Origin of the sequence: Clostridium cibarium (assembly GCF_014836335.1) — a bacterium.
GTDB lineage: Bacteria > Bacillota > Clostridia > Clostridiales > Clostridiaceae > Clostridium > Clostridium cibarium.
Map to the genome: position 1 here is coordinate 62,932 of NZ_JACSRA010000018.1, position 25,063 is coordinate 87,994.

Below are 25,063 nucleotides of genomic sequence, written 5' to 3' on the forward strand. Positions count from 1 at the left end.
AAACACACATGGTAATGAGGATGATAATTCACATTCCTTATAGTTAATATAAAACTCTCATCATTAACTGATTTACTTGGAAGAATTGAAAAATTCACATTCCTTATAGTTAATATAAAACTAGATTCGGTTTTAGATGATATTGTCGTAGTGTCACAATTCACATTCCTTATAGTTAATATAAAACGTTATAGATTGTAGAAAATCAACCTTGGAGTGGATTATTCACATTCCTTATAGTTAATATAAAACCTTCGCATCTAACTCTACCACAACCGCCACCAAACGCATTCACATTCCTTATAGTTAATATAAAACACAATCTGCTCCTTCTTTGTCTTATGTAATTTTTACATTCACATTCCTTATAGTTAATATAAAACGATTCAATTCATTATAATGGATTAGGATATACAATATTATTCACATTCCTTATAGTTAATATAAAACAAAGAAGGTTAATACAAAAACAAATGAGACAACTGGATTCACATTCCTTATAGTTAATATAAAACACAGAAATAGACCGAGACAGCCAAGTTTTATTTTGTATTCACATTCCTTATAGTTAATATAAAACTATGCAGTAGCAGTTACTTACAGTGATATGTATTTGAATTCACATTCCTTATAGTTAATATAAAACTAGCAAGTATTATTAAATTACTATCAAGCTTATAGATTCACATTCCTTATAGTTAATATAAAACATGTTATGGAAGAATGCGATAGAAGAATTAAGAAATAATTCACATTCCTTATAGTTAATATAAAACCTAAAGAAACAGCAGCAAAAATAAGAAAGTTAAGACAATTCACATTCCTTATAGTTAATATAAAACGAGTATGGATGATAGCAATTTTAATGCGGGATTGACTATTCACATTCCTTATAGTTAATATAAAACCTGGTATATAGAAGAAAGTGAGGAAGATTAAATGAATAATTCACATTCCTTATAGTTAATATAAAACAAGCATTTTCTTACCACGTGGAGGAGTTGGGGGAATAATTCACATTCCTTATAGTTAATATAAAACAGGCAAAATACAGCGGACATTGCAAACGTAATAAAAAATTCACATTCCTTATAGTTAATATAAAACATTTTGCTCGATTATCTATGCTACATTTCTGTAACTATTCACATTCCTTATAGTTAATATAAAACTATGTTAGTAAGAGATATTAAAAATATTGATATACAAATTCACATTCCTTATAGTTAATATAAAACCGGTATTCAGAAGAGATATTTAGCAGCAGTAGGGAGAATTCACATTCCTTATAGTTAATATAAAACAATTGATAAAGAAAATTCAGAGGGCGCTTGATACCATATTCACATTCCTTATAGTTAATATAAAACAGAAATAATATTTGTAGCTGAAAAAGATATTCCATAATTCACATTCCTTATAGTTAATATAAAACCAAAAATTCAAACGTGCGCAAAGAGCAAGAAAACAAAATTCACATTCCTTATAGTTAATATAAAACATAATGAAGTTAGTGATAAGAAGATTGCCGTCTCAAATTCACATTCCTTATAGTTAATATAAAACTTTATCTGAATCTGTAAAAGGTTTTAGATATACTATATTCACATTCCTTATAGTTAATATAAAACTAAATGCTGGAATTTCATCCTGGAATAAATAACTTATATTCACATTCCTTATAGTTAATATAAAACTGAAATAATAGGCATATCAGCACAGCCACAAGGAGAAATTCACATTCCTTATAGTTAATATAAAACGTTGAACCCTGTTCCCGGCTCTTTCTTTCCGTAATTATTCACATTCCTTATAGTTAATATAAAACAAACGACCCTAGACAAATGGAAAATGCTATAAATAAATTCACATTCCTTATAGTTAATATAAAACTTACTGATACTGCTATTAATTTGATGAATATAAATGTATTCACATTCCTTATAGTTAATATAAAACTTTCTGAATAATTCACAATGTCTACTTTCCCAACTTGATTCACATTCCTTATAGTTAATATAAAACCCTTCTAGTCCTAGCGGGCCTGTAATGATTAGTCCTAATTCACATTCCTTATAGTTAATATAAAACATTTTACATCGTAGATGAAGAAATGGACGGTGTGGAATTCACATTCCTTATAGTTAATATAAAACCCGGGATTGCTAGTGCAACGTTTGACATTTTGGACAATTCACATTCCTTATAGTTAATATAAAACTGAACCAATCTTTATAAATTTATTATCAAAACTATTATTCACATTCCTTATAGTTAATATAAAACTATCATACCCCAAAACGTATATTATTTTTTCTCCATTATTCACATTCCTTATAGTTAATATAAAACGTTGCTCCTCCACCAGTAGGCGAAACAGCATCATCAAATTCACATTCCTTATAGTTAATATAAAACCCTTCCACCAACTTGTATATTTTCAACATTTGACTTAATTCACATTCCTTATAGTTAATATAAAACTTGAGTTTTTATAGCTTCTGAATCTATGTTTGCTTTATTCACATTCCTTATAGTTAATATAAAACCATACTTATTAATATTTGGACTATCCACCCATGGAGTATTCACATTCCTTATAGTTAATATAAAACGAGCTTTGTTGTTTTCTAAATCACTTAAGTAGCCTAATTCACATTCCTTATAGTTAATATAAAACTTTGCAAAAATAAACTAAAAGAATTTGGTATAGAAATATTCACATTCCTTATAGTTAATATAAAACTATTTTGGGATAAACGACACTATTACCATTACCCTCTATTCACATTCCTTATAGTTAATATAAAACATATTGTTCTTTTTTAACTGGCTCATGTATATCCAAATTCACATTCCTTATAGTTAATATAAAACTTGCAATTATCGTCATATTTGATATAATACTTTTCGGATTCACATTCCTTATAGTTAATATAAAACGCTTGTACTTTCTTCTCGCACTCAATAAAATAATTTATTCACATTCCTTATAGTTAATATAAAACGTTAGACAACTGATAAACTCCACCACCTATATGGTTATTCACATTCCTTATAGTTAATATAAAACAAATAGAAGAAATACTAAATGATTTAATAATGAGAAATTCACATTCCTTATAGTTAATATAAAACCTAGTTTAAGTGCGTTCAATTCAGACCAATTAGCAGAATTCACATTCCTTATAGTTAATATAAAACCCCATTTCAATAGATGCTTCAAAGCCTTGTAAACTGGCACTTTAAGTGATTTAATTATATCATAAGAATCATAATTTTGCAGTAAACCTCTAATGTAGAAATCCTTATTTCATATATTGCTGCCACTAACCCTTGATTTTGCTAGTTTTATGCTACTTCATGCCAAAAGCTAATCTACTGCAATTATAAAAATAATTCATCATAATTTTTTTCTTGTCCTACTACCTCTTTCTTTATATTATGTGAATTTTTCACTACATATATATAGAGAGAATCCTCACTTATTACAAGTTTTTTATTTACTTCCGCTAAACATTTGTGTAACTTTCCCTCTGTTATCTCTCCCTCAAAAACAGAATTTTGTGTCCACGTTAAAAATTGTTTTAATGTCTTCCTTACACGATTTACTCTTTTTTCACCAACATCATAGGTTAATATAACAAACATATTACCACCACGCTTTCAATGGTTTATATTCTTCATCTTCTACTACCGATTTTATTATCTTATAACATTCCAGCTTTATTAAGTTTCTATAAGATACCTTCCTATTAAGACTTCTATGCTTAACTGTAGTAGCTAATTTATTTTCAAATTCTCTAATAAACTTTTTCTTTCCTTCTTCATTTAAAAAGCACATTTCATTATTAATCTCAAAATCACTTTTCTTAATCATATTTTTGTTAATCATTGAAAAAATGATACTATCAATTATTAATGGCTTGAAAATTTCTGAAATATCTAAACTTAAAGAAAATCTCTTAGTTGATGGTTCATGAAGATAACTTATGGTAGGATCTAATTGTGTTTTATATATTTCACCTAGAACTGCTGTATACATCAAACTATTACCGAAAGAAATCAGTGCATTAATTGGATTTTTAGGAGGTCTTTTTTCTCTCTTTTCCATATAAAAATCTTCTTTAACAAATGTATTAATAGCTTGATAATATGCTTTTCTTGCTCTACCTTCTGCTCCCATAATCTGTTGTATGGTTTTAGCTTCATTCATTATTTTTCTTTCTACTTCAATTACATTAATATACTCAGAAGTAACATCTTTATGTCTTCTTAAATTTCTAAGCATATGATGATTAGCTGAATCAATAAAAGCTTTTGCCATTTCTATTCTTTGAGGGTATTCTAAATATACTCTTGATTGATTTACTAAAACTAATCCAGATACATTTTTCTTTCTTGAATAATATGTTCCACTATAAAATCCATAATAGTTATAAATATTTATTAGAACGCTATATTTAGATATATGATTTAAAAACTTTGTATTTAAATCAACCTCTCCAAATAGATGAATTCTTTCAACTTCTTCAATGAGGATTGCTTTTTTCTTCTCAGTTGAATCAATAAAATATATAGTATTATCTTTTCTTTTAATTCTTCCATCACTAAAAATATAATAGTCTCTTCCCATAATTACTCCTCCTTTACAAAGCAATACTCATAATATGAACATTTATTACAATAAGAATATTTTTCTGCCTTAGGAGGATATTTGCTATTTAACAAAGCTTTTATTTCAAAAAGTGCATCTTCAACTAATTTCTCATTTTCTTTTGTTAACTCAACTTCTTCTACAGCTTTCTCTTTTACATAATTTAAAGTACCTTTACGTTCTATTCCTAGCCTTTTCAAGTAGTATAAATAATATAAAAGCTGCATTTTGTCCGCATTTTTCATTCTACTTGTTATTTTAACTTCTTTTACATAATTATTATCAATAATATCCAGTCGTATCAAATTATCTAATAATAACTCTTTTGTCTTAGCCTTCTTATAAGATTCTTCATGAACTATAGTTCCTTGAATTACCCTATCACTATTAGCTTCCATTGAAATCCCTTTATCAAAAAGCCATAACTTTCTTTTACATATAAAGAAGTAATCAACCTTTAAACCACTAACCTTAACATCTTCAAAATCAATAGACATATAATCACCTACTAAAAGATATTTTCACTTAACTCACCTAAACATAATCCTTCGTCTGTTGTATATTTAGCATTAATTAAAAAAATTCCGTTCACCTTTTCTATTGGCCATGCTTTAATGTTTTCATTAATCTTTTTATTTTTGTCTAACTTTTTTTTAGGAACACTTATGGTCAACTTATTTATTTTTTTAAATAATTTTGCTCTTTCTTCAAAATTACAAGATTCAATTGTTTCAAATAAGTCTATATTTTCGTTATATAATTCTTCTGGTATTACCCTAATTGTATCTATATCTCTTAGCATTTTTTGTGCTTCTGAGCTCTTAATTTCATAGGAAACTATATTCTCTAAAATATCACAAGCCTCTATAAATTTTTCATAAAACTTAGACCCTCTTAATAGCTCCTTTGAATATAGCTTATCAACTAATTCTACCTTAACATTTTCTTTTAAAATCTGTTCATCATATGGAAGTAATAATTCAATACTTTTATTAAATATCTCCTCATCATAAATGCTGCCAAATCCAGAAACATTCTTTGTGTGTATAAGTATATTGGGATACTTTTCTGTAAACACTCTCTTTCTGAAGCATCTTCCGAATCTTTGAAATTGACTATCTAGAGTACTCATCTCTGTAAATAAATAATCAAAATCAACATCCAAAGAAGCCTCTACAATTTGTGTTGTTATCCATATACCAGATTCTTTATTTTCTTCATTTGTAAAATCCTTAATCTGCTCTTCCTTAATACTTCTATCCTTGTTATTGAATAAGGAATGTAATAGATTAATATTAATTTCTGTTTCTTCTTTTTCAACTCTTTTATAGTATTCAATAGCTTTATCTACTGTATTTACTATTACTAAAACCTTTTTTGTTTTTCCTATCTCAATTACCTTATCAATAGAATCTATAATCTCTTTATCTTCAATTTTTATCCTATGTCTATCTTTATCTAATATAAACTTTTCTTCTTTAAACTTTATATTAAACTCCTCTAATTTTTCTTTATATATTCTTGGCAAAGTTGCCGTCATTATCATAAACTTTCCGCCTAAATCAGTTAATTGCTTTATTGCATAAAGTATTACAGCAACTATCTCTGGTGAGTACGCTTGTATTTCATCTATTACAACTTTTGAATAGGCTAATGTAGCTAAAACTTTTTCATATCCCTTATATTTAAATGGATATTTAAATATTTGATCTATAGTTGAAAAGCTAAGCTTCTTACTTAACAAAGCAGTTTCTTCATAACTTTTATAGGCATCTTCATATCCATGATCCTCCATATATTCAAGGGCTGATGAATGAAGAAGCCCTACACTATCATACCCAATATCACTTTTAACTCTAGAATATAGTGCATTTAAGCTAACTCTTAATGGTAAAGTAAAGAATCCTTTCTTATCATCAATCCATAATAAGGCACTTTCTGTTTTACCTATTCCTGTCGATGCTATTATCACTGTATTTGATTCTTTGTTTTCTATAGAAAATGTCTGAGGGCTTCTAAATTCCCATCCTTTAGCTTTAAAAAACTTCTTTGTACAGTTTCCTACACCATTTTTCTCTTCTTCCTCAACTAATACATGTGCAGATGCTGAATGATCTAACCTATGAATTAAGCCCTTTAGCATAACATATACTTTATATTTAGGCTCTTTTTCTTTTACTCTATATTTAAATCTAATAGAATCTGTATATCTAGAAAATGTTTTTTCAATAGAATCTCCCATATGCTCATTTAAGGTTACAAGCTGTTTGTTTAATTCTTTTTGTACATATTCCTTTATTTCTGTAATTTTTTCTTTGTCAATAATTATATCTCTTTCATGATGGTAGGCTATTGCTTGAAATATTATTCTTTTTAAATCTTCAGGGATTTGTTTTAATTCTTTAGTTGGTAAAAAAGCTGGTGACAGATAATTATGAATAATTTCTTCATGTTCTTCACAACTAATAGTTTTTTCACCTAATTTTTCTCTTAACTTATTCTGGAATTGAAGATTAGACTTACCATAATCATGATACTTACAACATAACTTTAATAAATACCAAAAATACTCTGGATCTATTACATCCTTTAAAATTTCATCTATCTCACTTTTATAATTTTTCTTTAAATTTTCATATTCCTCAATCACATTGTCTGTGTGCTCTTTTATTGTTTCCACAGGATTGGTTTTTGCATAATAAATCATAATTCACCTCCATAGCTGCTTATTAATAAAGTGCTTGATTAATCAAGCACTTTATTTAAGCTAAGAATGCAATATCAGCTTCATTTTTATCATCATCAATATAATAAATTCCACCTTCAAACCATTCATCACTTTCCACATATTGAACTTTGCATTTTTCCCATTGTCTTATTTCATTAACTACTTTATATACCTTATTGATTTTATATCCTACACCTTTTAAGTTAGTATTGTATTCATTAGGAACATAAGCACAATATTTCAACTTAATTTCATCATCAATCTCTTTATCCATTTCATGTTTCTCTAGTTCTACAAACTTTATTTCATCTAACCTTGCTAAATCCTCACCTCTACCTAAAGTGAACACTTTTCCAGTATTCTTAAATCCATTATATATATTATTTAGGACCTCTTCTTCAGCACTAATATGAAGTATTAGTGACACTCCATATAACATATGGACATTTAATGGCATAGAAGTAATGTCTTCCCCCTTGTAAAACCTTGTTGTATTATAAGTTGTAAAAATACCTTCATATTTGCCTTGTATAGATATATTCATTGGATAGTATTCTTTTGCTTCCATAACATTATGTAGCATTCCTATAACTGTCGAGTATGGAGGTAATGGATAAGTTTCAGTTACTTTAAAGGCATATGGCTTTTTATAGCATACAGTTTCTTGATAAAGTTTAATTTTTAAAGCCTTCATCTAAATCACACCCCGTAGTAGACATTAACTCTTTCTTTTAATCCTTTAAAAAAGCCTTCAACTCCCTGAACTTCTTCTACTAAATTATGAATTTCTTCTTCATTTCCAAATATCCCAGATACCAAACCTATACTTGTGTTATCTTTAACGTTACAATCTAAAATAGTTACATCTAAAGCATCTTTTATAGGACTTGTTTTAATATTGAATTTTCCTTTATTTACTTCTAGCCCAATTCTACCTAAGAAAAACGGATTAGCTATATCATAAATTCCTCCAACTATGAATAGTGGTGATAAGTTTTCTTGTCTTCCTCTTATATTTCTATTTAATATCTTTAAAATATCTAATAACTGATTTACTCTTTTAGCCTTTTCTTCGTTCCCTAAAACTACTTCTCCATCTATTCCAACTTCATCTAAATTAATTGTTATTGTATAAGTATAATAGCTCAAATGTTGCTCACTATTAGCTAAATTAGGATGCTCTCCTATTCTATCTGCAAGTCCTTTATTGCTTAAGAAATCCATATCGCTTTTATATGGCTCTAGAGAAATAGCATTAGATAATCTTGCTACTGCTGATCTTATTGTTGAGCCTCCCTTATCATCATCGCCTTTTTTAGCAGTTTTCATATATCCAAACAAGTCCATCTCTATTGAATCTTTAATTGTATACTCATTCTTAAATTGAATAGTTCCTTTACTTTTATCTACAGTTTGCAGATTCCATCCAAATATTTCTTCTCCTAATCTTCTTATATCATAAGCAAGAGCTTGTCTTGTAGCTAATGAATAGAAATTACCATCATCCCTTGTTAATTTTTTTAATTCTGAAATATTTCCTATTCCTTCACCATAATTCAAACTTTGTCCTTGAAATATAACACTACATGTAATTGATTTACTCATTTTCCTTTTCCCCCTCTTCTTTATTCTTTGAATTTAAACCTGTAATAAAACTATGAGCTATCTCTTGAAAATCCAATTTATCTTCCTTCATTACCTCTAGAAATAACATTGGTATTTCTTTTTCAACAGACATATATATTCTAATAATTGTATCCATAAATTCTTTTTTATTATCTGCTTTAGCTGCATTTAAAAGCCTATAACTCAATCCTGGTATTTTATTTTCACTGTTAGAATTCTTATATATTTTAGATATATCTAAACCTTGAAAATAAAGAAAACTTAAATTTTTACTTGCTATTTTATCCACGCTTTTACACCCACCTTTATATTGTTTTAGATAATTTCTTATTTTTATTAAAGGCATAGTATTATTGTATCCATCACCTTTAATGCTCTCCCTTAGTTCTAAGTCTATAATGTGTTTTAAGTCTTTTCTTTGTAATATAATATCAAAGACCTTCATTCTCTCTTTATAATTGACTATCTTATCAAACATTCCAGAGTTATCCCTTAAAAATCTCGCTAAATATGTTGGAATATTATAATAGTTAAGTTTTGAATTTTTAGATCTATAATCTGCATTAAATTCAATATATAAAATATTCTCTAGCTGCCAAGTGCTAATTTTCTTATTTTTCTTTATACTATCTAATATAAATTCTTCAAAAGCAGCTCCTCTTTTGCTAGTCTTTCTAAAATTATTATTTTGTTTTATTAATTCATATAAATCTCCATCCATGCTTACAAATCCATAATATTTCTTGTCATATTTGTCACTCAAATAGCCTTTAAATACTTCAGTACAGCCAGCAGGAGTACATAATAATACTAACTTGCATAATGGACATATAGGAAACTTATCATTAAAGTTCCAAAATAAATTTCTACAATTTGAATTACTTATAGCTAATGGAATAAAATTACCATCTGTGTAATCACTTCCAAAGGAAATATTATCATCACAAAAACTGCAAGTATTATAATTACCTAAAATCTCATCTACTGATTGAACTTTCTTTTTCTTTCCAAACATGCTTTTATCAATTTGAGACAATACTTTTTCAACATCATTGTGTTTACCTTTTGGAATATCTTTTATTTGTTCATCAATAAAAGCTTTTAATTCTATATCTTTTTTATGATCAACATTTTTAAATTTTTCAGATTCTATAACTGCTTTTACGAAATCATTATATAAAATATTCTTTTTTTCTTTAACACTTCTACTAGTAAGACTTCTATTAAAAAAGCTATATTGTCCAAAAAAGCTTTTATAACATGCATCTCTAAATGCATTAATACTCAAATCAATATTAATGTTTTCTTGATTATTTATTTCTTGATAGTTTTTTATAAGCTTTTCTAATTCTTCAATATTCTCAAATTTAATTTTGCTTAGCAAGTTGTATATTTCTTTACATTTATCAATTCCACTAACACTAAGTTTATCTATATCATCATTTCTTTTTTTCATAGTAGTCTTAATTTTAGTAAGATTATTTTTGAAATTTTCTTTTACTTTTGCGCCATTTACCAACTTAATAAGTTTCTCTTCTAATGTTACAGATGCATTATACTCATTTATAAAGTAATTAAAATAACATGATGGAAACTCCTCTAAAAGTTCATAGTCAAATTCAATAAATTCTTCATTAACTTTGTAATTATATTTATCTAATTCTAAATTATTTTGACTTTTGTTATACTCCATTATCCTATTAAAGCCCACTAAACCTAGCTTAAAAAACCAGTTCTCTGAATTATAAATTTTCACTGCTTCACCTCCTATACCAAATCTATTAATCCAAATCCTTCACTTCTTCTAAATCCTAACCCTATTTGCATTAACATTCTTAAATCTTCTATATTCCCTTCAAGATAGAAACTTCCTGAATATCCTTCTATATAAATGTAACGTTTTTTAGTTATTTGTTTAAAATCAGTAATTTCTTCTTTTGCAACTACCTTTTTTATATTTTTTATAGGTGTAAACTTAAGTTCTTCTCTTAGTCCTTCTCCTCTAATTGTTTCTAAAGCTATATTTGAAATATAATTAAGTCCATCAACAAATTCATTGCTTTCTATACTAACAGGTTTATTTGTCTTATCCTTAATATGAATAGGCGATAAAGTTTTACACAATATCCTTTCATCATTAATTAACTTTTCCTTTTCTAAAATTACTCTTTGTATGTCTATCTCATAGCTATCCGTTTCATTATTTTTATAAAAATAACTTTTCAACTTTAATAGTCCATTATAAAGAATTATTCCAAAATTGTAATCAGATGTTGATAATATAATAGAAACTTGTCCATTTATCATAACCTCTTCTTTTTCAATTTTATAATCATTAAAGAACACAGAAAAAGTAAATGGCTTAATCTTCTTATTCTTTTTTTCTCCGTAATAATACATTTCTCTAAAATAGCTTTCATCTACAGTTTCAATTGATTTCTTTATAAGACTAGAAATCATCATTCTATAAGCTAACGGAAATCTTCTATCTTTTGGTTTACATACAACTCTTATTCTCATACGCTCCTCCAATCCTTCAAGTTATCTTGTATTTATAATGATAATTGCTTTTCTATACATATAATGGGTAGGTTATTTTTTTATTTAAATATTTTTTATCATTTCTTTTAAAATGTTATGTATTTCTATTCTTAAATCTTCTGGTTCTAGTACCTTAACACTTTTCCCCATACTTAATATCCAAGATATAACCTCTGGTCCTCCAATCATGGAAGCTTTAAAAAGTATCTTATTATTAAGTTCTATTACCTCTTGATTCTCAACCCATACTCTTTCTTTTATTATGTTTGCCATAGGATAACTTATTTCAAGTTTGAGATTATATTTTTTTCCACCAAAGATACCTATACTATTGGTTTTATATTCCTTTATTAAAGCTTTCACATCTATGTCTTTTTCAAATTTAACTGATGTTATAATATAGCTCTCAATCCTTCTTAATTTAAAAAATCTAACTTCTTTTCTAAGCAAACACTTTGCTATTAAATATCGCTCTCCCTTATATGTAAAAATCTGATATGGCTGAACTCGTCTTTCTGTGCATTTCCCACTATTATCTTTATAAACTATAATTACCTCTACTTGATCTAATATGCTTTTATACATTTCCTCTGATATTTTTTGAATATCTATCCCTGCATTTTTAACTCTTGAATAAGGTATTATTTGTTCGCAAGACTCATGATCTTCTCCATTTAATATTGTATAGTTTATTTTTTCTATAGCTTTTATTATTTTAGGATTATTCTCAATATAATTACTATCCAACGATACAATTACTTCTTTTAACAGATTAACTTCCTCTTCCGTTAGTATTTCCTTAAATGGAAAATACCCACCAACTAACTTGTATCCACCACTTGGCCCAGAAATCGATTCTATATTAAAAAATTCTTCTAATGTTTCTTTATATCTTCTCACTTGTTTTTCTGTTACTTCAAGCCTTTTTGCTATGTCTTTTACCTTAATTACGCCACCAGACTTTAAGATAAATAGCATCTTCAAAGAATTATTAAGATTCCCCATTCAAACCTCTCCTTTGTTTATAATTTTACCATAAATTAATTCGTTTTACATTTTATCTATAATATTTCAAAAAACGCATCCTTATACAAAATACCCTCTTAAATAAAATTATCTAATTCCTAATCCCCCACAAAACACCACAAACCTAACAATATCTTTATTTATTGACATATAATTACCTTTATGGTAATATAAACATAACGTTATAGATTTCTATAATGTCCTACACCCATAAAGCAGCCTTATAGGCTGCTTTATAACTTTATTCAAAAACTCTTTGCTTAAAAGGAGGCATTTCTACATGAACTACGATTATATTGAATCCCTAGTAATATCAGCTAAATCAGGCGACAAAGCTTCAAAAGAAAAACTAATTGAGGAGTTCAAACCTTTTATAATAAGTTTCTCCAAAAAAACCTATATAGATAGATATGACCTTGAAGATATCCAAAGTGAATGCTACATCATACTCCTTCATGCTTTAGAAAAATACAATCCTGAAGCACATAGATTTGTAGCTTATGCTACTAATGCAATCAAAAATTCTATGTACGCCATTATAAAAAAATCCATCAAAAATAATCAGATCCAAGGATGGAACACTCTTACTTTTGATGGAAATCTTAGTTCTATAGCTAAAAACAAATCAAATTATATAGAAGATAACTTCATTTATAGCTTAAATGCTTCTGAACTCTTTAATTCAATAGATAGATTAACCTCTTCTGAAAAGGAACTTTTAGCTTTTAATATATTTAGGCATAACACTTTAAAATCCTATGCAGCTTGGAAGAATATTTCTCGCTCTACTGCAGCTAGGAAAAGATTAAAATTATATAATAAGCTTCAAAACTTATTCGTTTGATATTTATCATTTATTTTTGCTATATCTAAATAAAGCAATATTACATTTATAAATTGTACTTTTCTTTTATAACAGAAAGATATCTTTCAATAGATTTTTGATCTTGAGAAAATTCACTTACATACTTTAAGCATGCCAATTCTAAATAATGAAAATATGTTTTATAATCCAAAATTACCTCTTGATTTCCTAAAGCAAATTCTACACCTTCAAAGGGTTCATCATCTGGTTCTAAATCACTTGAAAAAGAACAATCAACTTCATTAAATCCTCGTCCAATTTCTTTTGACATCTGCTCAATTGTATCAATAAATTCATTGTTTTTAATTGCATTAAAAAAGGCAACTGCAGGAAAATGCTCCTGTTTTAATAAATCTTCCTCTGTTAAACGTCTATTCATATGAAATATATACCTTTTCATCATTGTCAATGGCCTCTTTAAACATAATTATTATTTTCCTAAGAACATCTTTATCTTCATCATACTCAAAACTTTCAATATTAATTTCTTTTAATTGTTCATATGATTCTATAAGATTTTCGACTAGCCATGGACTTTCTTCAAACCACCCAATATCTAAATGATAATAATATGCTAATCCTGTCCAACCATTCTCATTAGGTTCAACTTTTTCTATAATTGTACTAAAATAGCCATCCCATATCCCAAATTCCTCTTTTTCTCCATTACTTTTTAATAACGAAAAAATTATCTCAGGTTCACCTTCAAATCCAATATAATACTTTTCATCAATTTTACTCATGCAAACCTCCATTTTCACGAATATCATTAACTAATATAATTAATTTTAAAAAAACTAAAACATTTAGAAACACTTTCTATTTTCCAAGTCATGTTCTTCTATAAATCTTTTTGTTTCTAAATAAACTAATTCTTTGTCTATATTTTTACTAAACACATAACCTTTTCTACCATTAAACTCCTTAAACATAATCTCTATTCCGAAATACTCCATATCATCTTCAAATTGCATCATACTCATGATTCCCCATATGTTTTTACCTTCTTTTTCAATAAAAATTATATTGTTTTCTTCATTATATTTTTCAATTAAAATCTCAATCATATTTAATTACCTCCTCCTGAATAAAGATGATAAAAATCATCATAAAGACCACAGCAAGCATCCATCCCAGCATTTGCACTCATAGCTTTCTCTAATACAATTTCCCATGAACCATATTTTTCATATGCTTGTTCAGCAGTCATACCTAACTCATTTTGAAAGTTTCTCATATTACTTTCTACTGCTTTTTCATAACCACTCATATAATATTCTTAGAAAGTCTCTATTTAAAAATTAACCAGCCTGTTCAAATCTCAGCTGATTCATTTCATTCTTATAAATAATAATTTTTTTTATCTATTGTATTGTTTTAATAATGCTTTAGTAATCAAATATAAATAACTAAAAATTTCATCTTCTGTTCCTGTTTTAGTAATAACTAAATCTTGCCTTTCATTTACATCATAAAAATACCAAATATCATTTTCTTCATAACATCCTTTAGAATATGGTATATTTGTCTTTCTTCCAATAACAATATTTAATCTTTCTAGATTTATATCGTCATCTTTAATTTTACTTAAATATTCTGCGCGTTTCATCTTACCATTCTCCAACATTTTTAATTATGCCAATATCCTCTAAAGTCTTTACTGAAACAGGTGTATTGATTTGTCCCCACTCGTAATTAATTCTTCATTTACTTTATTTCTTTTGGCATTAACTATTCATAATCTATAAATACAACTTTATCAATATATTGTGCTTCCTCTAAAAAGGCAATTATGTCTTTTTGTATATCCGGCAACTTCTTCAATATAGTTTCTTCTTCGCTTTCAACATTATCATTATTAAACTTTTTTAATTCAACTATCGCTTGTGTTAAGTTATCAATTTGCCATGGACTTTCATCATACCAGCCATCTTGGTTTATGTAACTATAAATTAGTCCTCCATTTTCATAATCATTTGATGTACTTGCACCTAGTATATATTCAAAATACCCTATCCATATTTTTAAACCACTTTGACTTAAATCTTTTTCTTTATAGTATATTGTTATTTCAGGCTCACCTTCAAATCCAATATAATACTTTTCATCTATCATAATAATATACTACTCCTTCCAATGCCCATTTTCTAATATCTTTAATTGTTCTTCTGTCGCAGTTCCTGCTTTTCTTGCTGCAATAGCATCATACCACTTATATGCAGGAATCCACTCATCTTCATCAATCAAAAATTCAGTCGCTGGCTTAATACCTGCATTACCTGGTTTTGTTCTTTGTATAACCCACGTATTTCCCTGAGCTATTGGGGCACCTGGCGTTCTTGTATGCCACCTAGCTTCATACTTATAAGTTCCATCATTCCACTTATAGGATATTTGTTCAAATCCAACTTTAGATTGGGCTTTTGCTTTAGCATCATCTGGTATATCTATTGGAGATCTTTCTCTGCATTTTTTAACTACCTCTTGAATTTCTTCTTCTAACATTTCAGAAAACTTAAATTTTATTACATCCTCAACCTTTTCCCCACCTAATATCCTATCAATAATCTTGCTACTATCAAATACAACTGGTTTTCTTTCCAAAAACAAATATAAGGCCTTAAGCTCCTCATCACTTAACTTTCCAAATAGCTGCATTGATTTATCAACTTCAATACCTTTTGCACTAAACTTTTCTAACAAATTAATCTCTTCACCGTCAATGGCAATCTTAAAGCTACCAAAAAGCTCTCTGCTCTCCCCTATCTTTTCGATTTCATTTACCTTCCCTAAATTACTTAGTTCTCCTACTCCATCAAAAAGCATGGCTATATTTAAAAATACCTCTGTAGTATACTCACTTGCAGTATAAGAGTTACCATTTAAAACTTTTTCATTAAAATCCTTCTTTACATTTTCCCAAACAGAATTTGCTATAGCTTCATTAGTTCCAAATACATCTGGCAAGAACGGGAACGCCATACTTTCAATAAAATATGCAGCTTTTCCATTGCCTATCAATGTTTTTATTGGATCATCAATTAAGCCATTAATTTCATTGTTTATTCCTTTTAAAACCGTTGAAATTAATCCTACTGTCATATTTTTAATGAATTTTATAACTCCATTAAGTCGCCCAATCATCTCCTCTATAGGAGAAAATAATATACTTAACGTTGGATGCTCTTCATTAAATTCAGCAATAATATCACTAGCAGATTTCAAATAAGTTTCTACTTTATCATTAATATTTTCTAATATCTTTATAAAAAACTCATTTCTATCTAAATCAAGTATGGTATTTGACATTAACAAATTCCATATCTCTTTTATAGCATCCTTATATTTTTGAATTTTTTCAGCTTGAACTTCTTCTTCACTTTTTTCATCTGCTAACATATTTGAATCTAAAGCAGGCATCAAATTTCTATCAAGCCCTATATTATTCATAGGCCCTATAGAATTTTTTATCTTTTCTTCAGCTTCATTATATTCTTTAGATGCATAATTTAAATCTTCTGAAAGACTTTCAAACTCCCTTGATCTTATATAACCTAAATTTAAAATATCATTCAACTGATTCTTTTGCTTATATGTACTAACATCCCTAACAGAATCCAAAGTATTTTCTATGCTAGATACTTCCCTTAGCATACTATCAAATTCTTCTTTTAAATCAAGCATTTTATTTGCAAACCTTAGAAGTTCTTCACTATCAACCTTTATAGTCTCCATTTATCCTCCCTATTTGTATGAATTTACTTCTAGTTTGCCCACCTAAAACTTACCCATATTTACCTATTATATTACAAAAAATAAATTAATTAAATATTTTGCTACATAAATAGAAAAATGAACCAGTTAACTAACTAGTTCATCTACATCTATCTATTCATTTTTTGTTCTCTAAGCTTTTCTTGCCTTTCAGCTTCATTTACTATATCTACAGATAAATTGAAAAGACCATTCTTCATGGATACAAACTCCATATCTAAGTCATAACATTCATTTATAAGCCTGTTTATTCTTTCAACTAACTGCATCTTACCATTACCTTCAAAGCCATTCATTATTGAATTATTCATATCTTTTAGATCGTTTATTATGCTATCTAACTTATTTTTACTGCTACTTATTTTACTAATATCACTAACTACATTGCTATTTGAATTCAACTTTGATCCTCCCTACATTTAAGTTCCAACTATTATTTTATTATACTATAAAATTCCTTTTCATCATAATAAAAAATACTGACCTGATAGCCAGTATTTTTCTCTTAATTAAATTCAAAACTTTTAACTACCTTTGTTGTACTCTTCTTAAATTCCAGGGACACCTTATCAATTTCTTCACATATCTTTTTAAGAGAACACATATCACACCCTGCTATGATATTCTGCTCCAAAAGAGAACAAGCAATTTCATCCTCATAGTTAGCATTTCTAATTGCAAGAGCTATTTGTTTCTTATCAAACACCTCTGCATCCTCAGCTCTTAATTTTATTTCATCATTTATCATTTTAGATACCTCCACTCAATTTCTTTTCATAGAAGATATATTTATTTTAAAGCTAAATGACTTAACTTTTGCACTATTTTTTCCCTTAAACCTCTTCAAACCCGCATTTTCCCAGCATATTCTGAAGAATATTACCATATATATGGTGAAGAATATTTATTCTGAAGAATATGCTTAATTTTTGTATATATCCTTATTAGAGGTGATTATTATGGCAAGGAAAAAAGAATTTGTTATGAGTAAAGATGACTTAGCATATGAGGAACCTATTGATGATTGTTTTAGTGATGGAATAGCTAAGCCTAAGGGGGAATGTATTGCTACCTTTAGCTTCTCTAAAGATGCTAATGAAACTTCTATCTCTGAAGAAGAACCTACTATCCAATTTAAAAATTATGATAATAGAAAAACTCCTGTAGTTAATGGTGCTGCTCCGCCTATTGATGGAGAATTTTTAAATGTGAAGAGAACTTATATGTTAAGAGCTTCTACTGTTAGGAAGCTTAATGAACTTAAAAGTATTCACCCTGATTTAAACACTTATGTAAGTTCAATTGTTGATATAGCTATTAGCAAATATTATGATTCTGTAATTAATAAAAATAATAATTAACAGGCAGTTCAATTTTGATCTACCTGTTTTTATATAGCTTACAAAAGTGTATAACTATGATTTATTATTAGTTTTTTCGTATATATAAATATCTAGTGCTTTGATTCCTCTCTTGGCAAGTTTAACAGATAAAATAAATCCATAAACCACCATAGCAATAAGACCTAATCTAATTATTAAGCTAATAAAGCCTATACCCTCAACCATCGACATAAACCATCCCCCTATTTCTTTTTTCTCATAAAATTGGTTAATAATATATTACCACGTATCTGCATGCCATTATAGCACATTTTACATTTATTTACTATAAATTAGTCACTCCCTGCTAATTCATAATATATCTTATTTGAAAGAGAGGTGTAAGTTATGGAAGTAAATGATCTAATAGGTGTAATAGCAAATGTAGGATTCCCAGTAGCAGTATCTGCATACTTGCTTATTAGACTTGAAAAACAAATTAATTCCTTATCATCATCAATAAATAGACTAAACATAATAATTTCAACAAAGCTTGGTGTTGTTATAGATAATGATGATACCAATGTAGCTTAATATAAAGGGCTGTCGCACTAAAAATTAGTGTGCAGCTTTTTTCTATACAAGAAAAGATAAATCCCAAACTCATGGAGTTTGGGATAGGCATTCTAAGTTTAGATGTAAAGACAATTTATGCATTTATATAGCCAATATAGATGCTATAATTGTAGTAAATAGAATAGGTAGAAGGTGTAATAAATTATGGAGATAGCTGCTATTGATAAAGATTTGAAAGTGTTTATTAATCAACTTAAAAAGAAAGAAATAGGATTTTTTGATATTCCAGAAGAGTATAGATTACATCCAGAAGTTGTAAAGGTCGAGCGAAAACTTGGTATAAGGAAAATTGCAGTAGGTGAAGATATAACAGTCAATAGAGGATATGATGTAATTAGAAATATATTCTTTGTACTAGAAGAAGTGTTTAAGGACATTAAAGATGAATCCTCTAGTAGAGAAACAGAAACGGTTTTTAAAGAATTTGATGATTATTATAATTTTTTAAATGGAGATATTTACGATTGTGCTTGTTATTATCAATACAAATTTACTCAAGAAGAAATTATGAGATACAGTATTGATTTAACAAAGATTAACTATTCAGCATTATTAGATGAAACAATAGAGGATTATTCAATCGAACCAAACAAAAATGAAATCGAAGCATATAAAACAGGTGAAAGAAGAAAATCTTATATTAAACAATGGGTAAATAAATTTAAAACTTGTAATTCATTTAAAGAATTTGAAAAAGTTCGTGAAAAGTGTGAAATATCTCAATACAGTTCTGATTTAAAAACTATTCTTTTGATGTATATTTATTCTGATAAATATAAGGTTTTTCATATTATCATGAAGCACGTTAATAGTGGATATTACCCGAATATAGAACATGAAGTTTGCTTTATATATGGCTCAGATAAGGTTCTTAATGAATATAATTATAGTTTGGGTGCATCATCTACAATTGCAAAGCACAAAAGAAAGATGAAGAAATTTGTTGAGAAATTAAAAAGTGAAGAACTACAAACAGAAACACATGGTTTTTTCAATATAGGAACATACTTTTATTGTGTGCAGACAGATTATTATGTAAAAGAAAAGAATAAAGTCTGGCTAGGAGATTTAAAATATTATTTTGAAACATTTGAAGAATTTGCAGAATACTTAAACAATGATTTATCCAACTGCGATTTATCAAAGGCAATACTCCCTAAAATTGATTTTTTACAATATATAACAAATAAAAAAACAAAATTACCAATCGAAAGTGTACATAATTTAATCTATATAGTTGATAAATATTATGATTCAGAGAGTGAGTGCTTTTGTGTTATTCAAAAATGGAAAGATTCAAATGGTAATGTGCTAAAAGAAGAAAATCATTCATTCGAATATTTCTTTAATTATGTGTATTTCCTTGAGAATGATTTATCTAGTGCAGATTTACTTTTTTGTGATGGCATAGAAAATTTAAATGATCTTTCTGAACTCAATCTTTCAAATGTAAAACTTATAAGTGAAATAATGGATAAACTTGGTCTTGACTATGAAAAATTTGAATTGAAAGATGAATTAATTGCTTCATTTATTCCAACACTAAAATTTGAAGAAAAAACTTCTCTTGTATTAGATACAAAAAGAGAGATTTCTTTAAGCTATGAAGAAGTAATAAAGAATCAAAAAGTGTTTTATATTTCAGATTTACACCTTATGCATAGAATTATAAATGCCAAGTGCAGATCTGAAAGTGATATACAATATGTGCTTCAAAAAATAGCTAGTAATCTTGTTAATGACATTGATGGATTTGGAAGTAAAGTTCTCCTTATAGGAGGAGATACTTCTTCAGTATACGAAATATTTGAGCTATTTATAACGCTATTAAGACAATATATTAATAATAATTATGGCAGTATGAAAGTTATCTTTTTACTTGGCAATCATGAATTATGGGGTTTCCCAGACAATAACTTTGAAGAAATTGTAGATAAATACAATGATGTAATAACAGCAAATGGGATGTATCTTCTTCAAAATGATTTGCTTTATATGGATGATAATAATTCAATCAATAGAATAACAACAGATGAATTACTTACGTTATCCAAAGAAGAATTAAGAACAAAAGTTAGATGCGCGCGTTTGATAATATTTGGCGGATTGGCCTTCTCTGGATATAACAAAAAATTTAATGCTGACAATGGAATTTATAGAGAAACGATAACAAGAGAGCAGGAGATTACAGAAAGTAAAAAAATTGAATCATTATATGAAATTGTACAAGAAGCATTAAGTGATAGAAATGTTATTGTTTTCACACATACACCAAAAGTAGATTGGTGTATTAATGATGATAAACAAAAAGGATTTATCTATGTAAGTGGACATACACATAGAAATTATTTTTATGATGATGGTGATTATAAAGTATATGCAGATAATCAAGTAGGATATAAAAATGAGAATCCAAGTATAAAATATTTCTATTTAGAAAATGAGTACGATTTGTTTTCTGAATATGATGATGGAATTTATCAGATAACTGGTGATGAATATGTAAATTTCTATCGCGGTAAAAATGTCCAGATGCAATTTAATAGGGATGGAATAGTTTATATGCTTAAGAAAAAGGGTTATTATTGTTTCATCTATGAAACCAAAGCAAAGAAGTTATCAATATTAAATGGCGGAGCATTAAAAGGACTTAACATTAAAGATATAAATTACTATTATGCCCATATGGAAGAAGAAATTGCAAATATCAAATCGCCATTATATAAATATACAGAGATTCAAAAAAAGATTGCAGAGGATGTAAAAAAGATAGGTGGTTCTGGGTATATACATGGTGCGATTATAGATATAGATTACTATAATCATATATATGTCAATCCGAATGATTTGACTATTAGGGGATATTATGCATTAGACATCTTTTATAAGAAAATATATCCAACGATACCAAAACTATTACAACAACAATGTCCAGAGCTTTTTTATAATTATAAGAAATTAATTGAAACTAAGGAGTCAACGTCGCTTCTAGTAATAAATGAAGGAAAGAATGAGATTATGTCAACACCACAATTGTATTTAGAAACCGACATATATAAATCATCACGTGAAATAAAGAAGATGCAAAAATTGAGTTCTAATATTCTTAGCGTATGGTATGAATTAAAAGGATATGAAAAATATTTGCCAGTTAAAGAAACTAATGATGGCTCAATTGTAAAAAATAGAACAAAATTTAAGCATGAAACAATTTCTAATCATAGCATTGTTAAGGGAAAAAAAGAATCAGTCCCAAAACAAAATCCAATTGAGGTAAAAGGTTCTTTTTCGGAATTATATCCAGATTTGCTAGTAGATTGGGATTATGAAAAAAATAGCATTGACCCAACACAAATAATTGCAGGATATAGTGAAAAAGTTTTTTGGAAATGTAATAAGTGTAAGAATCAATGGGAAGCACGTGTAGACAAAAGATGTTCAGGGCGTTCAATTTGTTCTAATTGTCATTATCGTGTAATTGAAAGAGATGCACGAATGAGAAAAAAATAAGCATTTCTATATTTTTTGTATATATCTTATGTGAATCCAAATGAAAGGAGTGAAATACAAATGGCAGTTACTAAAACTCTAGAAACTTCTTCTCTACAAATAGAGATAGCAAGTGGTAAAGATTCTTCTGGCAATACTACTTACAGAAAAAAGACTTTTTCTAATGTAAGAACTGATGCAGCTTCTCAAAACATTTATGATGTAGCTACTGCGATCAAAGACATGTTAAACGTTGGAACTAGAAATTTTTATGTTGCTGATTCTTCTACTTTAGTTAGTGCTTAACATTTAAAATTTCCAGTTAACTTTTTAAGAAAGGAGGATCTTTCATGGAGTATATATTATCATTAACTTTTATTTGTGCTAATGGCCAAAAGACTTCTTTAAGTATAGAAGGAGTTAAAGCTACAATAACGGAGGCTCAGGCAAGTACCTTAATGGATACCATTATAGCTAAGAATATTTTCTTAACTAAAAATGGTGCTTTTACTGGTAAGTCTGGTGCTACTTTAACTCAAAGACAAGTTACTAAGCTTGATGTAGCTTAATATTTTTTTAAGGGTAGATTTCGTGTACAACAACACGAAATCTACCCTTTTCTTTATAAACTAACTAATATCTTTTAATGTTCCACAATCCATTTTATATATATGATCACACAAAGTATCTATATCTTCATTATTATGGCTAGTTAACAATATAGTCACAGATTCTTCTTTAAGTTGTAGTAGTAGTTTCCTTACCAAATCAATCCCATCTGAATCTAATGCATTCATAGGTTCATCTAATATTAATAATTTAGGCTTTTCCATAATAGCTTGGGCTATTCCTAATCTCTGTTTCATTCCTAATGAATATTTTTTTACTGGCCTTTTATCATTTGGATTTAAACCAACTAATGAAATTGTATTTTTTATATCATCATCAGAAATTTTGTTATTTATATTTGCTAATATTTTTAAATTTTTAAATCCAGAATATTGTTGTAAAAAGCCTGGACTTTCTATTATTACCCCAGTTTCTTTTGGAAAATTTCCATCTTTAATAACTTCATTAAATACTTTAATTTCTCCATCAGTTGAATTAATTAACCCACATATAGCTTTGAATAGCATAGATTTACCAGAACCATTTGTTCCTATTATTCCGTAAATATTACCTTCTTTAATATCTATATTTATATCGTTTAATATTTTTACACCTTGTATTATCTTAGATAAATTTTTAATTTCTATAACATTAGTATCCTTCATAGATAACCTCCTCGTAAATAATAAAATCATCATTACTTAGAATATTTTATTAAAAATTGCAATTCACAATAATATAATGTTTTTCCTAGTTCATGTAATAAACAATATCCTTTTTTGACATTATTTTATTTATGATAATTAAATTTATTATAATCAAAATCCCTAAATACAAATATGATATACCAAAACCAAAACTAACAAAATAGTGTTTTGATAATATTCCATGATTAATTGGAAGAAATATATCTATATTCAATGCAGCTCCAAACATTATGGATAAATAAGCATAAATCACAATCATAATAAAAGCTAATGAATGATTTTTATGTATTAATAAAATAATATAATATGTTGTTGCTATAAAATAACTCGATATAGTTAGTATTAAAAATATATTCAATATATTGAGTATATCTACTGATGATATGCTTTTGTTTAAAATAATCATACCCATCATTTCTATAACAAACCCAAAGAAGTAATAAATTATACATGTTAAAAATATACTTATTTGCATATAACTATTCCATTTTGTCTTACTTCCTATTCTTCCAATAGTGTAAGTATTTCTCATGCTGAATTCTTTAAATATGTAATCTCCTACAATATAAAGTAAATAAAATTGATATATACTCCAAATAAATACTTCACCTGTATTATCAGATAGATTTATTGGTCCATAAAACATTATTTTTATACATTGTAGCGAATTTGATTCATTATATAAATTATCTATTTTAAAAATTAAAATAAATATAAATATAGAAAATATCCAAATATATTTTCTAAAAGAAAATATAGCATTTAAGTTGCTATTTAGTATCCTAAAACTTTTACTCATGATACTTCCTCAAATTTATAATCAGTTCTTTTGGTCAAAATAGCACCTATAATATATAAAACTAAGATTAGGATTAACCAATATAATAATCTATACAAAATATAATATCCACTTTTCAGTTGATCATATGAAGATGTTATAAAAAAGATATTATAACTAAATAATAATTTACCTATAACTCCCTGAGACGAATCAATAAACATATTAGCTGATATAATTATTACTTCTAGGATAAATGTAATAGAACGATTTTTAATATATGTATTTATAACTAAAAATAATAC

27 protein-coding genes, 1 pseudogene and 1 CRISPR repeat array (1 of these 29 cut by a window edge) are annotated in these 25,063 nt (G+C 27.3%); of the genes and pseudogenes, 6 read left to right on the forward strand and 22 right to left on the reverse strand.

Annotated elements, in window-relative coordinates:
- A CRISPR array of direct repeats spans positions 1 to 3,204; the repeat unit is 29 nt; unit sequence ATTCACATTCCTTATAGTTAATATAAAAC; it begins 2,327 nt to the left of the window's first position.
- 183 nt (positions 3,205 to 3,387) lie between these two features.
- From cas2 to H9661_RS11925, 9 genes are all read right to left on the reverse strand, one after another.
- The gene (cas2, locus tag H9661_RS11885) at positions 3,388 to 3,651 is read right to left on the reverse strand and encodes a CRISPR-associated endonuclease Cas2 (RefSeq protein WP_191768961.1); all 264 of its coding nucleotides are present in this window, start codon (positions 3,649 to 3,651) and stop codon (positions 3,388 to 3,390) included.
- A gap of 1 nt (position 3,652) precedes the next feature.
- On the reverse strand, positions 3,653 to 4,636 hold the full coding sequence (cas1b, locus tag H9661_RS11890; protein ID WP_191768964.1) for a type I-B CRISPR-associated endonuclease Cas1b: 984 nt from the start codon (positions 4,634 to 4,636) through the stop codon (positions 3,653 to 3,655).
- A gap of 2 nt (positions 4,637 to 4,638) precedes the next feature.
- Positions 4,639 to 5,154: a CRISPR-associated protein Cas4 gene (cas4, locus tag H9661_RS11895; protein WP_191768966.1), complete on the reverse strand. Its 516-nt coding sequence runs from the start codon at positions 5,152 to 5,154 to the stop codon at positions 4,639 to 4,641.
- An 11-nt stretch (positions 5,155 to 5,165) separates the two neighbouring features.
- The gene (gene cas3, locus H9661_RS11900; protein WP_191768968.1) at positions 5,166 to 7,364 is read right to left on the reverse strand and encodes a CRISPR-associated helicase Cas3'; all 2,199 of its coding nucleotides are present in this window, start codon (positions 7,362 to 7,364) and stop codon (positions 5,166 to 5,168) included.
- Positions 7,365 to 7,419: 55 nt separating this feature from the next.
- A complete protein-coding gene (cas5b, locus tag H9661_RS11905) occupies positions 7,420 to 8,079 on the reverse strand; it encodes a type I-B CRISPR-associated protein Cas5b (protein ID WP_191768970.1) in 660 nt (219 codons plus the stop codon).
- A gap of 5 nt (positions 8,080 to 8,084) precedes the next feature.
- The gene (cas7i, locus tag H9661_RS11910) at positions 8,085 to 8,990 is read right to left on the reverse strand and encodes a type I-B CRISPR-associated protein Cas7/Cst2/DevR (protein ID WP_191768972.1); all 906 of its coding nucleotides are present in this window, start codon (positions 8,988 to 8,990) and stop codon (positions 8,085 to 8,087) included.
- The gene (gene cas8a1, locus H9661_RS20025) at positions 8,983 to 10,767 is read right to left on the reverse strand and encodes a type I-B CRISPR-associated protein Cas8b1/Cst1 (RefSeq protein WP_191768974.1); all 1,785 of its coding nucleotides are present in this window, start codon (positions 10,765 to 10,767) and stop codon (positions 8,983 to 8,985) included. The genes cas7i and cas8a1 overlap by 8 nt, the downstream gene beginning before the upstream one ends.
- 11 nt (positions 10,768 to 10,778) lie before the next feature.
- Positions 10,779 to 11,531 (reverse strand): CRISPR-associated endoribonuclease Cas6, encoded by a 753-nt coding sequence (cas6, locus tag H9661_RS11920; protein WP_191768976.1) that lies wholly within the window; start codon positions 11,529 to 11,531, stop codon positions 10,779 to 10,781.
- Positions 11,532 to 11,615: 84 nt separating this feature from the next.
- Positions 11,616 to 12,557: a helix-turn-helix transcriptional regulator gene (locus H9661_RS11925; protein ID WP_191768978.1), complete on the reverse strand. Its 942-nt coding sequence runs from the start codon at positions 12,555 to 12,557 to the stop codon at positions 11,616 to 11,618.
- Positions 12,558 to 12,858: 301 nt separating this feature from the next.
- On the opposite strand from H9661_RS11925, the gene H9661_RS11930 reads away from it, so the two are divergent.
- The gene (locus H9661_RS11930; RefSeq protein ID WP_191768979.1) at positions 12,859 to 13,422 is read left to right on the forward strand and encodes a sigma-70 family RNA polymerase sigma factor; all 564 of its coding nucleotides are present in this window, start codon (positions 12,859 to 12,861) and stop codon (positions 13,420 to 13,422) included.
- Between the two features lie 46 nt (positions 13,423 to 13,468).
- On the opposite strand, the gene cdiI is transcribed toward H9661_RS11930, so the two are convergent.
- The 9 genes from cdiI to H9661_RS11975 all read right to left on the reverse strand — a co-directional run bounded on the left by cdiI (position 13,469) and on the right by H9661_RS11975 (position 17,965).
- Complete coding sequence (cdiI, locus tag H9661_RS11935) at positions 13,469 to 13,822, reverse strand: ribonuclease toxin immunity protein CdiI (RefSeq protein WP_191768981.1); 354 nt, start codon at positions 13,820 to 13,822, stop codon at positions 13,469 to 13,471.
- Positions 13,815 to 14,186 carry a dihydroorotate dehydrogenase (quinone) gene (locus tag H9661_RS11940; RefSeq protein WP_191768983.1) on the reverse strand — a complete coding sequence of 124 codons (372 nt, stop codon included), beginning with the start codon at positions 14,184 to 14,186 and terminating at the stop codon, positions 13,815 to 13,817. The genes cdiI and H9661_RS11940 overlap by 8 nt, the downstream gene beginning before the upstream one ends.
- A gap of 63 nt (positions 14,187 to 14,249) precedes the next feature.
- The gene (locus H9661_RS11945) at positions 14,250 to 14,510 is read right to left on the reverse strand and encodes a hypothetical protein (RefSeq protein WP_191768986.1); all 261 of its coding nucleotides are present in this window, start codon (positions 14,508 to 14,510) and stop codon (positions 14,250 to 14,252) included.
- Positions 14,511 to 14,512: 2 nt separating this feature from the next.
- Positions 14,513 to 14,713 carry a hypothetical protein gene (locus H9661_RS11950; protein WP_191769020.1) on the reverse strand — a complete coding sequence of 67 codons (201 nt, stop codon included), beginning with the start codon at positions 14,711 to 14,713 and terminating at the stop codon, positions 14,513 to 14,515.
- Between the two features lie 90 nt (positions 14,714 to 14,803).
- Complete coding sequence (locus tag H9661_RS11955) at positions 14,804 to 15,052, reverse strand: hypothetical protein (RefSeq protein ID WP_191768988.1); 249 nt, start codon at positions 15,050 to 15,052, stop codon at positions 14,804 to 14,806.
- A 122-nt stretch (positions 15,053 to 15,174) separates the two neighbouring features.
- Positions 15,175 to 15,558, reverse strand: coding sequence for a hypothetical protein (locus tag H9661_RS11960; RefSeq protein WP_191768990.1), 384 nt, complete (start codon positions 15,556 to 15,558; stop codon positions 15,175 to 15,177).
- A 9-nt stretch (positions 15,559 to 15,567) separates the two neighbouring features.
- Positions 15,568 to 17,178 (reverse strand): hypothetical protein, encoded by a 1,611-nt coding sequence (locus H9661_RS11965; protein ID WP_191768992.1) that lies wholly within the window; start codon positions 17,176 to 17,178, stop codon positions 15,568 to 15,570.
- 149 nt (positions 17,179 to 17,327) lie between these two features.
- The gene (locus H9661_RS11970) at positions 17,328 to 17,618 is read right to left on the reverse strand and encodes a hypothetical protein (protein WP_191768994.1); all 291 of its coding nucleotides are present in this window, start codon (positions 17,616 to 17,618) and stop codon (positions 17,328 to 17,330) included.
- 104 nt (positions 17,619 to 17,722) lie between these two features.
- Positions 17,723 to 17,965, reverse strand: a complete 243-nt coding sequence (locus H9661_RS11975; protein ID WP_191768996.1) for a hypothetical protein — start codon at positions 17,963 to 17,965, stop codon at positions 17,723 to 17,725.
- 211 nt (positions 17,966 to 18,176) lie between these two features.
- Between H9661_RS11975 and H9661_RS11980 the strand changes: the two genes are divergently transcribed.
- A complete protein-coding gene (locus tag H9661_RS11980; protein WP_191768998.1) occupies positions 18,177 to 18,578 on the forward strand; it encodes a hypothetical protein in 402 nt (133 codons plus the stop codon).
- 54 nt (positions 18,579 to 18,632) lie between these two features.
- Here H9661_RS11980 and H9661_RS11985 read toward each other — a convergent pair whose 3' ends face one another.
- Complete coding sequence (locus tag H9661_RS11985) at positions 18,633 to 18,791, reverse strand: hypothetical protein (protein WP_191769001.1); 159 nt, start codon at positions 18,789 to 18,791, stop codon at positions 18,633 to 18,635.
- A 156-nt stretch (positions 18,792 to 18,947) separates the two neighbouring features.
- On the opposite strand from H9661_RS11985, the gene H9661_RS11990 reads away from it, so the two are divergent.
- From H9661_RS11990 to H9661_RS12005, 4 genes are all read left to right on the forward strand, one after another.
- On the forward strand, positions 18,948 to 19,133 hold the full coding sequence (locus H9661_RS11990) for a YvrJ family protein (protein ID WP_191769003.1): 186 nt from the start codon (positions 18,948 to 18,950) through the stop codon (positions 19,131 to 19,133).
- 186 nt (positions 19,134 to 19,319) lie between these two features.
- Positions 19,320 to 22,685 (forward strand): zinc-ribbon domain-containing protein, encoded by a 3,366-nt coding sequence (locus H9661_RS11995; protein WP_191769005.1) that lies wholly within the window; start codon positions 19,320 to 19,322, stop codon positions 22,683 to 22,685.
- Positions 22,686 to 22,745: 60 nt separating this feature from the next.
- Positions 22,746 to 22,970, forward strand: coding sequence for a DUF1659 domain-containing protein (locus H9661_RS12000; RefSeq protein WP_191769007.1), 225 nt, complete (start codon positions 22,746 to 22,748; stop codon positions 22,968 to 22,970).
- Between the two features lie 44 nt (positions 22,971 to 23,014).
- Positions 23,015 to 23,233, forward strand: coding sequence for a DUF2922 domain-containing protein (locus H9661_RS12005; protein ID WP_191769010.1), 219 nt, complete (start codon positions 23,015 to 23,017; stop codon positions 23,231 to 23,233).
- 60 nt (positions 23,234 to 23,293) lie between these two features.
- Here H9661_RS12005 and H9661_RS12010 read toward each other — a convergent pair whose 3' ends face one another.
- From H9661_RS12010 to H9661_RS19410, 3 genes and pseudogenes are all read right to left on the reverse strand, one after another.
- Positions 23,294 to 23,938 carry an ABC transporter ATP-binding protein gene (locus H9661_RS12010; protein WP_191769012.1) on the reverse strand — a complete coding sequence of 215 codons (645 nt, stop codon included), beginning with the start codon at positions 23,936 to 23,938 and terminating at the stop codon, positions 23,294 to 23,296.
- An 85-nt stretch (positions 23,939 to 24,023) separates the two neighbouring features.
- Positions 24,024 to 24,779: a hypothetical protein gene (locus tag H9661_RS12015; protein ID WP_191769014.1), complete on the reverse strand. Its 756-nt coding sequence runs from the start codon at positions 24,777 to 24,779 to the stop codon at positions 24,024 to 24,026.
- A pseudogene (locus H9661_RS19410) lies at positions 24,776 to 25,063 on the reverse strand (hypothetical protein); the annotation flags it as partial. The gene H9661_RS12015 and the pseudogene H9661_RS19410, both read right to left, overlap by 4 nt.

Excerpts from the sequence above, each read along its gene's own strand:
- cas2 (WP_191768961.1), bottom strand. The coding sequence starts at position 3,651 with ATGTTTGTTATATTAACCTATGATGTTGGTGAAAAAAGAGTAAATCGT.
- cas1b (WP_191768964.1), bottom strand. The coding sequence starts at position 4,636 with ATGGGAAGAGACTATTATATTTTTAGTGATGGAAGAATTAAAAGAAAA.
- cas4 (WP_191768966.1), bottom strand. The coding sequence starts at position 5,154 with ATGTCTATTGATTTTGAAGATGTTAAGGTTAGTGGTTTAAAGGTTGAT.
- cas3 (WP_191768968.1), bottom strand. The coding sequence starts at position 7,364 with ATGATTTATTATGCAAAAACCAATCCTGTGGAAACAATAAAAGAGCAC.
- cas5b (WP_191768970.1), bottom strand. The coding sequence starts at position 8,079 with ATGAAGGCTTTAAAAATTAAACTTTATCAAGAAACTGTATGCTATAAA.
- cas7i (WP_191768972.1), bottom strand. The coding sequence starts at position 8,990 with ATGAGTAAATCAATTACATGTAGTGTTATATTTCAAGGACAAAGTTTG.
- cas6 (WP_191768976.1), bottom strand. The coding sequence starts at position 11,531 with ATGAGAATAAGAGTTGTATGTAAACCAAAAGATAGAAGATTTCCGTTA.
- H9661_RS11925 (WP_191768978.1), bottom strand. The coding sequence starts at position 12,557 with ATGGGGAATCTTAATAATTCTTTGAAGATGCTATTTATCTTAAAGTCT.
- H9661_RS11930 (WP_191768979.1), top strand. The coding sequence starts at position 12,859 with ATGAACTACGATTATATTGAATCCCTAGTAATATCAGCTAAATCAGGC.
- cdiI (WP_191768981.1), bottom strand. The coding sequence starts at position 13,822 with ATGAATAGACGTTTAACAGAGGAAGATTTATTAAAACAGGAGCATTTT.
- H9661_RS11940 (WP_191768983.1), bottom strand. The coding sequence starts at position 14,186 with ATGAGTAAAATTGATGAAAAGTATTATATTGGATTTGAAGGTGAACCT.
- H9661_RS11945 (WP_191768986.1), bottom strand. The coding sequence starts at position 14,510 with ATGATTGAGATTTTAATTGAAAAATATAATGAAGAAAACAATATAATT.
- H9661_RS11950 (WP_191769020.1), bottom strand. The coding sequence starts at position 14,713 with ATGAGTGGTTATGAAAAAGCAGTAGAAAGTAATATGAGAAACTTTCAA.
- H9661_RS11955 (WP_191768988.1), bottom strand. The coding sequence starts at position 15,052 with ATGAAACGCGCAGAATATTTAAGTAAAATTAAAGATGACGATATAAAT.
- H9661_RS11960 (WP_191768990.1), bottom strand. The coding sequence starts at position 15,558 with ATGATAGATGAAAAGTATTATATTGGATTTGAAGGTGAGCCTGAAATA.
- H9661_RS11965 (WP_191768992.1), bottom strand. The coding sequence starts at position 17,178 with ATGGAGACTATAAAGGTTGATAGTGAAGAACTTCTAAGGTTTGCAAAT.
- H9661_RS11975 (WP_191768996.1), bottom strand. The coding sequence starts at position 17,965 with ATGATAAATGATGAAATAAAATTAAGAGCTGAGGATGCAGAGGTGTTT.
- H9661_RS11980 (WP_191768998.1), top strand. The coding sequence starts at position 18,177 with ATGGCAAGGAAAAAAGAATTTGTTATGAGTAAAGATGACTTAGCATAT.
- H9661_RS11985 (WP_191769001.1), bottom strand. The coding sequence starts at position 18,791 with ATGTCGATGGTTGAGGGTATAGGCTTTATTAGCTTAATAATTAGATTA.
- H9661_RS11990 (WP_191769003.1), top strand. The coding sequence starts at position 18,948 with ATGGAAGTAAATGATCTAATAGGTGTAATAGCAAATGTAGGATTCCCA.
- H9661_RS11995 (WP_191769005.1), top strand. The coding sequence starts at position 19,320 with ATGGAGATAGCTGCTATTGATAAAGATTTGAAAGTGTTTATTAATCAA.
- H9661_RS12000 (WP_191769007.1), top strand. The coding sequence starts at position 22,746 with ATGGCAGTTACTAAAACTCTAGAAACTTCTTCTCTACAAATAGAGATA.
- H9661_RS12005 (WP_191769010.1), top strand. The coding sequence starts at position 23,015 with ATGGAGTATATATTATCATTAACTTTTATTTGTGCTAATGGCCAAAAG.
- H9661_RS12010 (WP_191769012.1), bottom strand. The coding sequence starts at position 23,938 with ATGAAGGATACTAATGTTATAGAAATTAAAAATTTATCTAAGATAATA.
- H9661_RS12015 (WP_191769014.1), bottom strand. The coding sequence starts at position 24,779 with ATGAGTAAAAGTTTTAGGATACTAAATAGCAACTTAAATGCTATATTT.